Below are 15,196 nucleotides of genomic sequence, written 5' to 3'. Positions count from 1 at the left end.
CCCACTAATAAAGTCTCGTCTCGAGGAGTGCGCTCTGCCACTCGATATATCATCAAAGCCACAACACTTATCGCCGTCGTCCCTATAAATAATACCGGTCCACTGGCAATATCAAGCACAATTCCCCCCAACAATGGTGCCAATGCGAACCCTAAAGAGCATAAACCGGCTGCGCCAAAATAGCTCGATTTAAGGTGTTCTGGTGCAAGTCTATCAATATGTACATTAATATTTGAAAACATAACAGCTTCACTTAAACTCCATACTAATACGCACACGATCCAGCCATTAAAATAATCAACAGGGTTAAGCGCCATCATCACTTGCGATAAAGCAAGGATCCCTCCACCACAATACAACCTCTTTTGAATCGACCAGTGGCGCATCAGGTGCAGTAATGGGAATTGACATAACACAATAACAGACGAATTAACCACTATCAGCATAGAAACAAGTGTCGCTAGCTCAGAGACTTCAGCCCTCGCCAAATACTGAATAAGACTAGAGTCGCCTTGTGCAAATACAAAGTAAATAAGCAGGTTTGCAGCAAGTACTAATAAAAACACCGTATCCTTTTTAAGGATACCTAGCCAGCTGGAGAAATTGGGTAATGTCGTCGCAACGCTTGCGTTATAAACAGAATGACCACGATGCATTGCCAATAATGCCACCAACAAACCAATATAAGATACAGCGGTATAAATAAAACTAAATTGCTCGCCATTTAAACCCGCCCACAAGCCATAAAGAGGTCCGATTGCAGCACCTACATTCACTAAAAAGTACAACATATGCAGTGCCAACTCTCTATCTCCATCCACCTTTAGCTCATCACTCAATAATGCTTTACTAGGTGCATCCCATAACGCGCGCGGCATAGTTGCAAAAAATACCGCCATACAGAATGCCCATAACGACTCAACAAATGCCAATGCTATAAATGAAAATATGCCAACTAATACTGAGGCATAAAGCAACTTAAAACGCCCATAGCGATCGGCTAGATTACCGGTATAAAAACCTAATAACACTGAAAACACTGCTGATATACTCAACAATAGCCCAACCTCTGTGGCACTCAAATTGTATTTTTGGTATAGCAATACGGATAAAAAAGGCCACACCATGTAATAGGTGGCACGCACAAAGAAATTCCCCAACAACATCACCCACACTAAGGGTGTAAACCGTAATAATTGAGATAATACGTTTCCTCGATCCACTGTATTTCCTTTATTTTTCGAATTATTTAGTTAGAGTTTAAAACCTCAATATAAGTTTAGGTAAAGTCATTTCAACAACAATAATTAGAGATTTTTTCAATCTTATGTCATACGCTTATAGCAACCAGCTGGCATTTTTCATATTAGGAAAAACACCTCCTAGTAAGCTCATTCATTGATATACCTTTAGGGTTTTCGAACAATGACCAACTTCTGCGAATCACATTAACGCTATCACAACTGATGTATTGATATCATGCTTATTGCACGAGAAATAGCTTAAAGAAAGCTTTGAGAATACGGGCTAAAGAAGAAAGGGATATGATGAATGCCAACAACAAAGTAATCGCACGGTCGTTATTTCACTAAAATAACAAGACAGCGTGACTCGCAAAGAGCCACTCTATCTGAATTTCAGTATTAAGCACTTTGGCTCACTGCTTTTTTTACTTTTTTTAATGCCATTTTCTGCTTTAAAGGAGACAAATAATCAATAAAGAGCTTGCCTTTCAAGTGATCAATTTCATGTTGCAAAACGATGGCTAAGAAATCATCATTCTCAATATTAACAGCATTGCCTTCTCTGTCTAATCCACTCACTTTAACTTGAGTAAATCGTTCTACGTCGGCGTAGTAACCAGGCACAGATAAACAGCCTTCTTGACCTTTTTCAACATTTTCACCGTCAACCACTTCGGGATTAATCAAGATCAATGGCGCATCTCTTTCTTCGGAAATATCAATCACAATAATGGCTTCTTTACGACCGACTTGCGTAGACGCCAAGCCTATACCATCATCTGTTGCGTACATCGTATCTAACATGTCATCAATGAGTTGCTGTACAGAACTGATATCTGTGACAGGCGTTGCGGGAATTTTTAGCTTCTCGTTAGGAGCTTTAAGGATCTCTAAAACAGCCATTTTACCTCAGTATTTTTACTTGCTAACACATGCTTAGGCGACCAACCTATCATTAAGCGCCGGCATATGCTTTTTGAATGCTTAAATTTAGTGGACACATTCTAACTTACTTTTAAGTTAAAAGGTAAGTGAAGCCACTTTAAGAGCATATTGCCAAACGCAAAAAACTCAATTTACCCTACTATAAACTCCACAATAAACATACACTTCTCGGGCACAAAAAATAACACCACAACACTTCGTGCAAAATTACTGAGACAATTCAATCACCGCTAACATGTCTTCTCCTTCATCATCCATACCGACCTCTTGAAATCCGAATGAGCTATAAAACGCTTTTGCAACTGGGTTACTTGGCATATAACAGATTTCAATCTGCTTCACATCTGTCAATGATTTAATTTGTTCTAATGCGAGAGACAACGCCTCCCTGCCAATGCCTTGTTGTTGAAATTTGAGGTCAATCATAAATCGCCATATCGACACACTATGCCCTGTTTGTGCTACCCACATAAAAAAACCAACAACCTCTTCATTACGGTAAATAGCACGTGTTGTATATCCTTGATTAAATTGTGCCTCAACTAATGACCACATATTGCATGCAACATAATTTTGCTGTGTATCAGCAACATCTAAATCACATACTGCTTCATAATTATGAATATCAATCGGTCGAAGTGAAATCGTCATAATACGTCCTCTATTTTTATAATGTAGATAATTGCAACGTTTTTTTCTGTATTGTATACGTCAGTTTTTCAATCATTTCATATGGGTAATCATCTCGACAGTTCGTCATAATAAAAACAAATAGGTCAATATCAGGGTAATAGTTTATTATTGATAAAGCGCCTCGGTACCTTCCCTGATGATAAAAATAACTCCGGCCCTCCTTTGTTTCCCCCATGGACCAGCCATAGCCATGCTGCGTATTAGTCACAGAGCCATTCCCAACGTGTTCCGTGAATATCAGATCCCAAGACTGTTTAGTGAGTACCTTTTTATCTCGTATCGCCTGATACCAAGCAGACATATCTTGTACTGTCGATAAGTACCCCGTAGAGCCTTCTATATTCCACCTTTTTCCCAAACTTTCATAAAAATGCACTAATGAATGTCCTATGGCATCACGCTTAGGCGTCATTGAAAATATTTGCTCAAAGACATTAGGCTTATTTTCATAATGAATGGCTAAATCGGTTTCTTCACGGCTAATTAACCTATAACCAGTCTCTTTAAGGCCCGCAGGCAATAATATATTACTGTGAATAAATTGCTCATACCCCTGCCCACTTACCTTCTCTATTACTTGCGTTAACAACCCAAACCCCACATTCGAGTGAGCATATTGCGAACCAGGCTTAAATAACAATGGGGTATTAAATACGCGTTTTCTAAAATCGTGTTTATTAATTAACTCATGCACAGGACCCGCACTATAAGCAAAACCAGCAGAATGCGTCATTAATTGATGTAATGTGATTGTCTGCATCTCGATAGGAATATTTACGAAATACTTAGCAAGAGAATCTTTAAGTGACAACTTGTTTTGCTCTGCGAGCTTCAGAACAGCAGCCACGGTAAACTGCTTTGTGATAGACCCAATATCAAGTACAGTTTGTGCATTAAATGCCGTTTTTGTCTCTGTATTTGCCAAACCATAAGACGCGTTAAAAACAATCTCATCACCATTGACTGCATACACAACGCCTGAAAAAGTAGACGCTGCAATATCTCGATTTAAACGCTGTAATGTTTGATCTGCCGATATCGCAAGTGATTCTGCACAAAAAACCACCGTAATTGCAAAGCTATACAGCCAATTCATTAATTTTTCTTACCTTCCCACAACAATTAACATGAATAATACTGAATTCATAGCAATTGTTAAGTAACTTTTATGTGTCGCCTACCGAATAAATAACCTCATCAGCCCACCAATGAGTTAATAAATAGATTAAGAAAATAAAGAATTCTACCTGAATGGCTTGATACAAACTTAATAAACAACAGTTATGATACTTTTACGCGGATGAGATTACCCATAGAAACAAAAAGTTCTAAATAGTAGAAATTAATCTACATATAAGCGAACTAATCAACGCGTAAAGCCAGAAAACTTTACATTAAAAGCGATAATTAAAATGACACAACGTATTTTTAATTATACCAAATGTCATTTTAACTTTCTGCCTACTTAACCTCAGGTTTGGATAAGGGTTTTGGAATAGAAAATGTTTTGAAAACAAACTTACGTACAATCCAATGAGGGTATTTTCTTCAATATCAAGGCGCTTTTATGCAGTAATAGCGGGCTATTACAAATGAAAGCAACGCTGAGAGTGAGAAAAATAGCTTTATTGGACAAATTCGCTTATCCAGAGTTGAGGTTATTTAGCAATCATTGGGCATCGTGCATCACCCACCATCTAGTGAGAAACACTCCATATAAGTGCCTAAGTGCCCCCCGGCTACTTTTGGAATTATTGCATTGCCAATTTCTTTTTTGTTTTTAATACATAAAAATATACTGCTTAATACTAACAATATATAAGCAAAGCATGTCGTATATTAATGAATTTTCTTAATAAACAAAAAACCATTAAAATTGGTGCTCTCTAACCTTCATCTGAACCTTTTTACTGAAAAATTCACAGGTAAAAAACTACTTGCTTTTCAGTTCTTCCAGCAAATCGTGAATTTCTGATTTTAATTGCTTATCAATGATCTTATTGCTGCTTATTTTTGCCTTTTCTAAATGCGCAATCGCCCCAGTGTGGTCACCTAATTCAGCTTTTAAAGCCCCTATTGAATAGCCAATAGAAGAACAAAAGTCTTTTGAATTAAGGGCTTCAGCTTTTGTCAACGCATGTTCATATATTGTCACAGCCAATGCTAAATCATCTGTAAAATCAGCCAACGTCTCCCATTGTACTGGGTGGTCTTTATCTGAATTTTCATTGTGTTCACACAGCTGCTTTAACTCAGCATAATACCTATCGAACGTGCCTTGATTTTGCTCTTGAGCCGCCCCCATTAAGTGATCAGTAATGGAAAGTACAGATTTGTATAGTTTAGTATTCATCTAATAGCCCTGTAAGCAATACATGCTTATCTAAAAAGTAGCCAAACATTATAGCCCGTCTCACCTAAAACTAACACTCTGGCCCTTAAAATAACAAAGCCAAGCAAATGATGCTTGGCTTTGTTCATAAGTCACAAAATAATATGTTTACCAAAAAAACTTATAACGAGAACGTACGAGATACCGAAAATACTATACGCTCATCTGCGGTGTTGTAATCCAGGCTGGTATTTTCTGCTGCTAATTCTAAGTTAAACCCTTCAACACTCGTCTGATAAGCTAAACGATAGTGATAGTATGACTTATCACCTGCGTCCCACATATACTTATCACCATCAAGCGAGTTTGATACATCAAAACTGGCGCGTAGTGTATGGCCTTCTGCCACTTCAACACTGTGTGCGATCATTGCAATTGTATGACCAGCCCCTGTACCAAAGTAATCCCAGCTATACCAAAAATTAAATTCTGTTTGACCTAATTCGTTAGTAAAGCCGAACTTACTGTATACTTCTGGGTAGTTACCATCACTAGAGTTGGTATCACCATGATAGCTATAATATGCAATACCATAGTCCATGCTCCAGCTTTCGTTCAATGTAATGAATTTACCAACATAAAAATCCCACTCAAGATTAGTATCATCAGCAAAGTCAACATTTGACGCCCAAGAACCAGCATATACACCGCTATCAAAGCCATAGTCCAAGCTCCCCTGAATGGCAGGGTCGTCTTGTGTTTGGCTCACACCATTAAACGTATAATCTGATGCGCCAGTGACTGTCGTTGACCAGTCAGCCATTGCATTGGTAGAAGCAAGCGCCAGCGCCGTAAAAAGTAAATGTTTTGTCGTTGTCATAATAAGTTCCTTAGCCAGCTGTTTCTATTTTACTGAAATCAATTGTGTTATCTTTCGGTGAGCTGTCAATATTGCTCACTGTTTTGAATTTGTTGTAACCAATATACAGTGCACACGATAAGAATAGCCCAATGACTAAAGCACCAACCCATTGGATTTGAATAAACTCAAGTTTAAAGAGTAATGTGAGCAATGATAACGCGGCAATATTGAATAGCATGTAATTGCGCATGCCTAAGCGTTTTACCGTCAAATTCAGGTTGTCTGTGTATAAACGGATCAATGAATCGAGAGAGTTAATCACGAACACAATACCCACAAACACCATCGCGAAGTTTTTAATACCTTCAGTAGAAATACCTGCATCGTGATAGTGATAAAGTACCCCAAACCAAAGCGCAATGGGAATTGATGGGAACACCAACATCGCAGCAAGTACCTGATAGGTCTTCAGCCCCCCCACAAAACGAGATGTAAATTGGCCAATCATAATACTCCACGCAAACCACCAAAATAAATAAAACTCATGATAGTCATTGAGTGGCAATATAAAGTGATTTAAATTAGTAAAGTATTCACCTATGAGCCCTAATTTATTGGTAAAGCTCGACACGGAACTATCGCCAAATATAAACGTCGCGCTCCACATAAAAGCAATTAATGCGATAAACATCCACGTTGTAGTAATGCTTAAAAAGCGCACATATTTTAAACTCGTACTGGAGTACACCGCGAAGCAAATGGCTGCAAATACCACCAAGTAAAAGCTTGGAATTATGGTACTGCCATCCCCCAAGTTGGGGAGGTACCAAGGTAAATTAGAAAGCAACAAATAAGCAGTAAACGCACATGTACCAATAATAATAATATTGTTAAGCAACTTCACCCAAGGTATTTCGAAAAACTTCACCTTAGGCTCTATTACGCAGAAATAAAAACAGGTAAGGAAATAAAACCCCCAGATTAAAAACCCCCAAAACCCAAACTCAATGGCCAGTGGATTTGCAAACGCATATTCTGGGCTTGCTTTTATGTCTGCGTAACCCGCAAACTCAGTAAGTGGAAACATTATCAAACCGACATCTAACCCAGATGTAAATAAGATAGCGATAAAAGTAAAGGTTTTTACAGGGGTAACACCCACACACTGCAAATTACCCCATTTAAACAAAATTACTACAATTGCTAAAAGGGTGAAAATGATACCAGCGCTAAGCCATAAGGTCATTGTCACCCTCCCAAAACAAGTAAAAGTAACTCATTGTTTCTCCGTTATTGTTTTCTTGCATCAATACTTAATGTTATTGAACTTAATTCAATTAACCACGAGTAACCTATTTACCCTGTACGCCACTGCAAGACACGCCTAGAACTAAGTTATCCTAAGCGTTTTGGCAAGCTAACTATCTGTATATTTTAAAGCTCCGAACTACGTTGTACTGTGTGCCATTGCTCGCCGACAATGACTTCTGTGTCATCGGCTTTCAAAAGCACTTTACCTAAAATATGGTCTGCGGCTTTCTCTGCTAGCATCATGGTGGGGGCATTCAAATTGCCATTGGGGATGGTAGGAAAAATAGAAGAGTCCACTACACGTAAACCATCAATACCATGCACTTTGGTTTGTGAGTCAACCACAGCCATGCCATCTTCCCCCATTTTACATGAACATGACGGGTGATAAGCACTTTCGACAGCTTGGCGCACAAATTGATCTATTTGTTCATCTGTCTGTACATGCTTGCCTGGCTGAATTTCTCCATCTCGATAATCATCAAACGCGCTTTGCTCAATAATTTCACGCGTCAACCTCACACATGCCCGAAATCCTTCGATATCGGCTTGATGAGCCAAATAATTAAACTGAATTTTTGGCGCGTCATCTGGGTTATTTGACGTAACGGTTACCGAGCCTCTACTTTTGGGTTTATTGTGCCCAACATGCACTTGAAACCCATGACCTGCAAAAGCACTTTTTCCGTCATAGCGGATGGCCGCTGGTAAAAAATGGTATTGAATATCTGGCCACTCGACGCCAGGTTTTGAGCGAATAAAGGCACATGATTCAAAATGATTTGTTGCCCCTAAACCACTTTTATTCAACATCCACCTTGCACCAATCAACCCTTTAGAAACAAGCCCTAGTTTGCCATTTAGGGTGATCGGCTGCTTGCATTTGTATTGAAAATAAAACTCTAAGTGATCTTGTAAGTTTTGTCCCACCCCCGGTAAATGATGTTTTACCTCTATACCGGCTTTTTCTAAAACCGCTTGGTCGCCAACACCCGATAACTGTAATAAATGTGGCGATCCGATAGGCCCTGCACTGAGCACAACTTCCTTACGCGCACTCGCATGAAGCAAGCGGCCGCCTACTTTATAAGCCACCCCTTTAGCCTGTTTATTCTCTAACACAACCCGTTGCGCTATTGCGCCTGTCACAATAGTCAAATTATTGCGTGCTTTTACCGGATCTAAATAAGCTCGGCTTGCAGAACAACGGCGACCATTTTTCACCGTCATATGCATTGGCCCAAACCCTTCCTGTTGCGCACCGTTATAATCATCTGTTTTGGCGTAACCAGCTTGCTGACCGGCTTCAATAAAGACGCGATATAACGGGTTTTCCATTTCATTGCCGTTATTAACACCAACCGGTCCTTGATGTCCACGGTATGCGTTATCGCCTAGATACCAAGACTCTGCTTTTTTAAAATACGGTAAACAGGCCTGATAATCCCAACCTTGTGCGCCGTGTTGTTGCCACTCGTTAAAGTCTCTCGCGTGTCCTCGAACATACACCATGCCATTAATAGAAGACGACCCACCTAACACCTTGCCACGTGGACAATGCATTTTTCGGTTATCTAGATACGGCTCAGCCTCAGTATGAAACTGCCACGCGTATTTATCTGAATTCATAGGAATAGACAAAGCCGTTGGCATTTGAATAAAAATACTTTTGTCACTGCCACCAGTTTCCAGTAACAAAACATCATATTGACCGCATTCACTTAAACGGTTCGCTAGCACACAACCCGCCGAACCAGCTCCAACAATAATATAATCAAACTCTTGCTTCATTGGATGTCTCATTAAAATGGGCTATCAATGTTATTCATACCGACGTACACAGACTTCGTCTGAGTATAATGATCCAGAGTTTCAATGCCGTTTTCTCTGCCGATACCTGAGTGCTTATAACCTCCCACTGGCATTTCAGCGGGTGAATTTCCATACGCGTTTATCCAGCAGATCCCCGCTTGTAGTTTATGAATAACACGATGTGCACGCTGAATATCCTGAGTAAATACGCCAGCAGCTAGTCCTAAGTGCGTGTTATTTGCGCGTTTAATGACTTCAGCTTCCTCATCAAACACTAAAATGCTCATAACGGGTCCAAAAATCTCTTCTTTGACGATAGTCATATCGTCTTGGCAATCTACAAAAACCGTTGGGGCAACAAAGTAACCATTCGGTGCTGATGCAGGAGAAAGCACTTCGCCCCCAGTCAATAATTTAGCCCCTTCTTTAACACCCAAATTGATGTAATCTAGAACAAGCTGTTGATGCACTTTGGAGATCAATGCGCCTAAGTTCACATTGGGGTCTAGAGGATCACCTGCCACAATATTTTGTTCAGTTCGCGTTTTCAATTCCTCAATAAATTTGTCATACACACCGCGTTGTACAAAGACACGGGTGCAATTAGTACAGACTTCACCTTGAGTATAGAAATTCCCCAACATAGCAGCGCTAACCGCTTCAGTGACATTTGCATCATCAAATACGAGCAGTGGCGATTTCCCACCCAATTCCATGGTGACATCTTTTAACGTGTTCGCTGCGCTCGCCATGACTTTTTTTCCTGTGCCGACTTCTCCTGTGAACGACACTTTCTCGATATCAGGATGTGCTGTCAGCCATTGCCCAACTTCAGCAGCACCTTGCACAACATTAAATACCCCCTCAGGCACGCCCGCTTCAATAAAGATCTCAGCAAGCTTTAATGCCCCCAAAGGCGTTTCTTCAGACGGCTTAAATAACAGAACGTTACCCGCCGCCAACGCAGGGCCTGCTTTCCAGCATGCAATTTGTAAAGGATAATTCCATGCACCAATACCAGCACAAATGCCAAGCGGTTCTTTGCGAGTATAATAAAAGTCATCCCCCACCATTTGCTGCTGACCGACTTGTGCAGGTGCTAACCCCGCAAAATACTCAATCACATCAGCACCAGTTTGCACATCAACACACTCAGCTTCCTGCCACGGTTTACCGGTATCGAGTACTTCAATTCTTGCTAACTCATCATTGCGTGATCTTAGCAGTTCAACGGCTTTGAGAAGAATGCGACTACGCGCTATAGGGGCCATGGCAGACCAGCTTTCAAATCCAGCTTTCGCGCTTGCTATCGCAGCTTCTTGAATTGCGTGGTCAGCGACTTCTACTTGATAAATTACTTCATCAGTCGCAGGATTAATTACATCAAAAAGTTCGCCTGACTGGTTCGCAAGATAGCGTCCATGGATAAAATTCTGATAAATAGGAGGAGTTACAGGCGTTGTCATATTAAGTTCCATACTGCTGAATGAGTGAATTTACATATTGTTTTGCAAGTCGTTCGCTGTGTTTAAATTGGTCTGTATCTGATTGGCTAAGAACTGCACGTAGCCATAAGCCGTCAATCATGGCAGCGCTTAATTCCGCCGCTTGCTTGGCATCATCTTTTTGCATAATACGCCTAAATGAGCAGGCTAAATTACTGTACAAACGTTTACTATTTACATTTTGTAAACGATGCAGTTCGGGATCGTGCATTGACTGCGCCCAAAAACTTAACCAAGTGCGGGTGGTATCTTTACGCTGCTGTACAAGTGCAAAATTTGCTTCAATGATGAACATCAGCCTTTGTTCTGGGGTCGTGGTATCTGCGACCTGCGAGATCAAAGAATCTTTCAGGCTTGATAATAAATGACGTACAGTGGCTTCAATTAACCCCTGCTTACCACCAAAATAATGGCTAATAATGCCAGAAGATAACCCTGCTTTTTTACTAATACTATTGATAGTAGTACCTTGTAAGCCAAGCTCTCCAACTGATTCGATTGTTGCCTCAATTAACTGCTGACGGCGCACAGGTTCCATTCCGACTTTAGGCATGATTTTTATTAATTGAACGTTCAATAAAAATAAATATTAAACAAACTGGCCTGATTATTCAAGGTTCCCCTGTGCCGGATGTGTGTATGAAGCCTCACAAAAAACACCTAATACATTGAAATAAAATAGATAATTATTTATTTCATTGCCAAATATATTTTGTGAAATAATTGTGAAAGCAAACCAATATTATCGAATATTGTATTTATAACGTACCAAAACGCCGATAAGGTTTGTCATTAAAATAATGGGATTTGGCGAAAAAGACATACTGCAAAACGTTCATATTAATACCCATTTAAAGTCATCACGTAGCAGAATGCTCTACGGCTTGAATTGACAACTCGTACTACAGCGAAATATCATGCACAGGCGCATGTTTCTGGGCTTTTTTAGCTCACTCCGTTGTTAATATATTATAATTCACTACCTTCTGATACTTTCCTCGGCTCATCATTTAAAAATGAAATCATCGCATTATTAACTTGCTTAGGCTGTTCTATATTCAGCCAATGTGCAGCATTGTCAATTGCGACGACCTTGGTTGAGGGGATCAAAGTCATCGCTATTTCAGAGTTGCCAAAATCAAAGCTAATATCTTGCTTTCCCCATATAAACAGCGTTTTTATCGTGGTGTCTCCAAGCGCCTTCCACCCTTCGGTGTAATCAAGAACGGGAGAGTGCTCAAGGTCGATAATAAGTACGCATAAATCCTGGGGATTGTGAGAACTTCTGCCACATATCAATGGCCCAACGATGTTCTTTTTCTTGATGAAAACACCCTTCAACCCGCGGCTTTAAAATGATTTCTCCAAAATACTTAAAGAGTAACTCCCCGACTACCGGAATATTGATAATCTTCTGGGCATAATTCACTTTTGATGGCCAGCCAGCAGGGCCTACAAAGACTAACTTTGTAACTTTTTCTTGTTTATTTCTAGCATATTCAGCTGCGATAATGCCGCCAAATGAAGAACCGACTAAAGACACTCTGTCAGCCCCAACTTCACGTATGACGCTATCCAACTGCTCTGTAAACACCGATAACGTTAAATCAACATCAGGGCGGCTTGAAAAACCTCGGCCAAATAAATCGTAAACAACCACCTTATAACCGGCGTTGACCAACGGAGCTACATTTGGATCCCATTGCTCAACATAACCATTCGATGCCGGAATGAGAATAATCGTTTTTTGATTATTTTCTCCATATATTTGATAGCGAGAGCTCCCTAATTCTGATTTTAAATATCGTTCATTAGACATTTCCCTTGCTGATATAAAGCGTGAATAATCTTCATAATAATAGTCCAACGTACCGACAATTATTATTACTATAATGCCAGCATCCCAATAACGTTTCTTTACCTAACATCTCCTTAGAAATTTCAATGACTAAAATACTCATTTAGCTGAGCACCTTGATGTCATGAGCTTTAATACATAAAATGTCACTAATAAATAAAGCACGGTGGCGACATGCTTATAGATCACTTTCAATGGAGCATCGGCTTGATAGGCTAAAACGCCATCAGTGACAGGCATAACAACACCAAAAATCGCGCACCACATTAAAATTGAGTATTGTTTTTTTATGATAAGCAGGCCAAGTACCAAAGTAATAAAAATCGTGCGAGACCCATATATTATTACCCAGTCCGCGTCTAAATAAGAAAACAACTCAGTTCCTCTCACAGTTGCAAAACCGGATGGTTCAAGATAAGAAAAAATACCATAAAACCCTTGCAGCAACGCCATAAGTGATACGAGTATTATCGCTATCACTTCTATTTTAGATTTAACCACTTTAAGTACCTCAGTCGTTCGTAAAGAGAGTAATTTTTATTATCAAGCAAAATCAATACATATACACTATAGATTTAACAGTTAGTTACATTATTCATATATTGTCATTGTTTTTATTTTATGATCTTCATCAACGCAGCCCTGTATAACTCTTTTTTGTCCAGTACTTCATCGAATTCAGCCCGTACAATAAGCCCTTCAATAAAGGTCATAATCATTTCTGATTTTTCATAATACTGCTCCGTTTCAACTCCGAGCGCTTGACGTATTAATTCTAGTAACCAACGCTTATGCTCTAACGCGATACCACTAATCGACTGATCCACTCTTTTAAACTCCGCCAAGGCATGCATAAACATACACCCTTCAAAATGTGATAAAGAAAACCACTCAAAATGCCAATCTAAAATAGCAAACACTTTATCTTCACTACTTTTCACGCTACAAACAGCCTCCTCTAATGAGGCTTGAAAGCGATCATGGCGCCGTGTTAACACAGCTTCAACCAAGCCCACCTTGTCGCCAAACCGTCTATAAATTGTTGTTTTCGATACTTTTGCTTCATCTCTGATCAAATCTACTCCAACCGAGTTATATCCATTTCTATTAAACAGATCCTCAGCGACATCCAAAATATGCTGTTCTACTTTCATCTAATACCCTAAAAAATTGCTTGCACAAAGGTGTACAGATCTGTACCTTTTGGTGAAAGTGTACAGATCGGTACACTTGATAATAACACATTATTGTGAACGTTAACGTTACAAAAGTATTGATAATTTGGAGAATGTAATGAAAAAGCTATCCGGCGGTGGTGCACTCCCACCCAAAGTAAATTTTATCGAGCTACTTAGGGGTTTTGTTGGCGGGTTTGTTGGTATTTTGGGGTTGTGCTTTATAACAAGTATTGCAGGCTACCCGCTACTTATGGCGCCGTTTGGCGCGACTTGCGTCATCTTATTTGCAGCAGCAGCCTCTCCGTTGGCGCAACCGCGTAATGTGATTGGAGGTCACTTTATTTCTGCATTAATTGGCATCCTTGCCCTGCTGACTTTTGGCACAAATCCCTGGGTAATGGCTTTATCTGTGGGACTAGCTATTGTAGCTATGCAATTTTTCAGAGTTGTACACCCACCCGCAGGTGCAAATCCACTCGTCATTCTAATGGCCGGAAGTTATCACTTTGACTTTTTAATTTTCCCTGTACTGATTGGCAGCATATTTCTCGTCGGTATTGCTTCATTAATTAACAATATTGGTTTAACGAAAAAATGGCCTATCTATTGGTATGGCTCCTCAAGCAATCAACAGTAACTGACGAACTAGGAGCAATGACATGCCAACTCTAACCATTCATACCAATCAAACTCTACTACCCACAATCAAATCTAAACTGGCAGATTCATTAGTCACAATCACCAGTATGTATTTAGGCAAGCTTCCAGCCTTGACCAATATCGTCATCCATGAAAATTGTGGAAGCTGGTACTGCAATGGACAATCGACCTCTGAGTTTCAGTTTTCCTTAAATATTATCATCACAGAAGGAACCAACAACCCACAACAAAAAGCACAATGGTTAAAGCACTCATGGCAATTGTTTGAAGAGATCTTCATTAACTTACATAACAATCCAAATTACATATCCATCCAAGAGATCCCAGCGACCGACTGGGGCTACAACGGACAGTCGCAAGCGGCAAGACTACAAAAACAAGGAGAACACAATGAAGTTTAACTCACCACCTGAGCTTAATGACCGTATTGTCAAGTTAGGGTTTTCTAGTGATATCGCGATACCCGCCGATATTGATTTCAGCCCTTATCAACCAGGGCTTAGGGAAGGCGTTGATATTGCAGTGCTGTTCGATGAAACATGTGCAAACCCAGAAGGCGCAGACTGTGCTTTTTTACGCTATCAAGCAGGGGCATTTGTCCCTGGACATGTTCATATGGGCTATGAAACCGTACTCGTTTTACAAGGTGATTATATTGAGAATGGCCAAACATTTTCGCCAGGTTCTTTCATAGTACGTGCCCCTGGTACGTGCCATAGCATGGCATCGACAAATGGTTGTTTGATTCTTGCCTCTAGATATAAACCGGTTAAACAGCTTACGGAGTATAAATAGC

General features: G+C 40.0%; 17 protein-coding genes. 3 read left to right on the top strand and 14 right to left on the bottom strand.

What is annotated here, in order from left to right:
* The 14 genes from J8M01_RS23200 to J8M01_RS23135 form a co-directional block, all read right to left on the bottom strand.
* A partial coding sequence (locus J8M01_RS23200; protein WP_211059512.1) for an MFS transporter occupies window positions 1–1,223 on the bottom strand: 1,223 nt, incomplete at its 3' end.
* Between the two features lie 420 nt (window positions 1,224–1,643).
* Window positions 1,644–2,147, bottom strand: coding sequence for a peptide deformylase (def, locus tag J8M01_RS23195; protein ID WP_211059511.1), 504 nt, complete (start codon window positions 2,145–2,147; stop codon window positions 1,644–1,646).
* Window positions 2,148–2,396: 249 nt separating this feature from the next.
* A complete protein-coding gene (locus J8M01_RS23190; RefSeq protein WP_192507666.1) occupies window positions 2,397–2,840 on the bottom strand; it encodes a GNAT family N-acetyltransferase in 444 nt (147 codons plus the stop codon).
* Window positions 2,841–2,856: 16 nt separating this feature from the next.
* Window positions 2,857–3,978 carry a serine hydrolase domain-containing protein gene (locus J8M01_RS23185; protein WP_211059510.1) on the bottom strand — a complete coding sequence of 374 codons (1,122 nt, stop codon included), beginning with the start codon at window positions 3,976–3,978 and terminating at the stop codon, window positions 2,857–2,859.
* 837 nt (window positions 3,979–4,815) lie between these two features.
* Window positions 4,816–5,235: a tetratricopeptide repeat protein gene (locus tag J8M01_RS23180; RefSeq protein WP_192507668.1), complete on the bottom strand. Its 420-nt coding sequence runs from the start codon at window positions 5,233–5,235 to the stop codon at window positions 4,816–4,818.
* A gap of 160 nt (window positions 5,236–5,395) precedes the next feature.
* Window positions 5,396–6,094 carry a TorF family putative porin gene (locus J8M01_RS23175; protein WP_192507669.1) on the bottom strand — a complete coding sequence of 233 codons (699 nt, stop codon included), beginning with the start codon at window positions 6,092–6,094 and terminating at the stop codon, window positions 5,396–5,398.
* 10 nt (window positions 6,095–6,104) lie between these two features.
* Window positions 6,105–7,322 (bottom strand): BCCT family transporter, encoded by a 1,218-nt coding sequence (locus J8M01_RS23170; RefSeq protein WP_211059509.1) that lies wholly within the window; start codon window positions 7,320–7,322, stop codon window positions 6,105–6,107.
* A 188-nt stretch (window positions 7,323–7,510) separates the two neighbouring features.
* On the bottom strand, window positions 7,511–9,178 hold the full coding sequence (gene betA, locus J8M01_RS23165) for a choline dehydrogenase (RefSeq protein ID WP_211059508.1): 1,668 nt from the start codon (window positions 9,176–9,178) through the stop codon (window positions 7,511–7,513).
* A gap of 11 nt (window positions 9,179–9,189) precedes the next feature.
* Window positions 9,190–10,665 carry a betaine-aldehyde dehydrogenase gene (gene betB, locus J8M01_RS23160; protein ID WP_210998094.1) on the bottom strand — a complete coding sequence of 492 codons (1,476 nt, stop codon included), beginning with the start codon at window positions 10,663–10,665 and terminating at the stop codon, window positions 9,190–9,192.
* A gap of 1 nt (window position 10,666) precedes the next feature.
* Complete coding sequence (gene betI, locus J8M01_RS23155) at window positions 10,667–11,257, bottom strand: transcriptional regulator BetI (protein ID WP_211059507.1); 591 nt, start codon at window positions 11,255–11,257, stop codon at window positions 10,667–10,669.
* Window positions 11,258–11,673: 416 nt separating this feature from the next.
* Window positions 11,674–11,820, bottom strand: a complete 147-nt coding sequence (locus tag J8M01_RS23150) for an alpha/beta hydrolase (RefSeq protein ID WP_211059506.1) — start codon at window positions 11,818–11,820, stop codon at window positions 11,674–11,676.
* A gap of 121 nt (window positions 11,821–11,941) precedes the next feature.
* Window positions 11,942–12,523: an alpha/beta fold hydrolase gene (locus J8M01_RS23145; protein ID WP_211059505.1), complete on the bottom strand. Its 582-nt coding sequence runs from the start codon at window positions 12,521–12,523 to the stop codon at window positions 11,942–11,944.
* Window positions 12,524–12,661: 138 nt separating this feature from the next.
* Window positions 12,662–13,063 (bottom strand): DUF4267 domain-containing protein, encoded by a 402-nt coding sequence (locus J8M01_RS23140; RefSeq protein ID WP_348772775.1) that lies wholly within the window; start codon window positions 13,061–13,063, stop codon window positions 12,662–12,664.
* Window positions 13,064–13,176: 113 nt separating this feature from the next.
* Complete coding sequence (locus J8M01_RS23135; protein WP_210998097.1) at window positions 13,177–13,716, bottom strand: TetR/AcrR family transcriptional regulator; 540 nt, start codon at window positions 13,714–13,716, stop codon at window positions 13,177–13,179.
* A gap of 139 nt (window positions 13,717–13,855) precedes the next feature.
* Between J8M01_RS23135 and J8M01_RS23130 the strand changes: the two genes are divergently transcribed.
* The 3 genes from J8M01_RS23130 to J8M01_RS23120 are packed head-to-tail and all read left to right on the top strand — an operon-like array spanning window position 13,856 to window position 15,195.
* Entirely contained in the window at window positions 13,856–14,377 is a 522-nt protein-coding gene (locus J8M01_RS23130) for an HPP family protein (protein WP_210998098.1), read from the top strand.
* Between the two features lie 22 nt (window positions 14,378–14,399).
* Window positions 14,400–14,801: a hypothetical protein gene (locus J8M01_RS23125; RefSeq protein WP_210998099.1), complete on the top strand. Its 402-nt coding sequence runs from the start codon at window positions 14,400–14,402 to the stop codon at window positions 14,799–14,801.
* Complete coding sequence (locus J8M01_RS23120; protein ID WP_210998100.1) at window positions 14,791–15,195, top strand: cupin domain-containing protein; 405 nt, start codon at window positions 14,791–14,793, stop codon at window positions 15,193–15,195. Before J8M01_RS23125 ends, J8M01_RS23120 begins: the two co-directional genes overlap by 11 nt.
* Window position 15,196: the final 1 nt, after the last annotated feature.

This window comes from Pseudoalteromonas sp. MMG005 (assembly GCF_018101015.1).
In the GTDB taxonomy this organism is placed as follows: domain Bacteria; phylum Pseudomonadota; class Gammaproteobacteria; order Enterobacterales; family Alteromonadaceae; genus Pseudoalteromonas; species Pseudoalteromonas aurantia.
The sequence above is the reverse complement of the archived record's forward strand: the minus strand, read 5'-3'. Positions and strand labels throughout refer to the sequence as shown.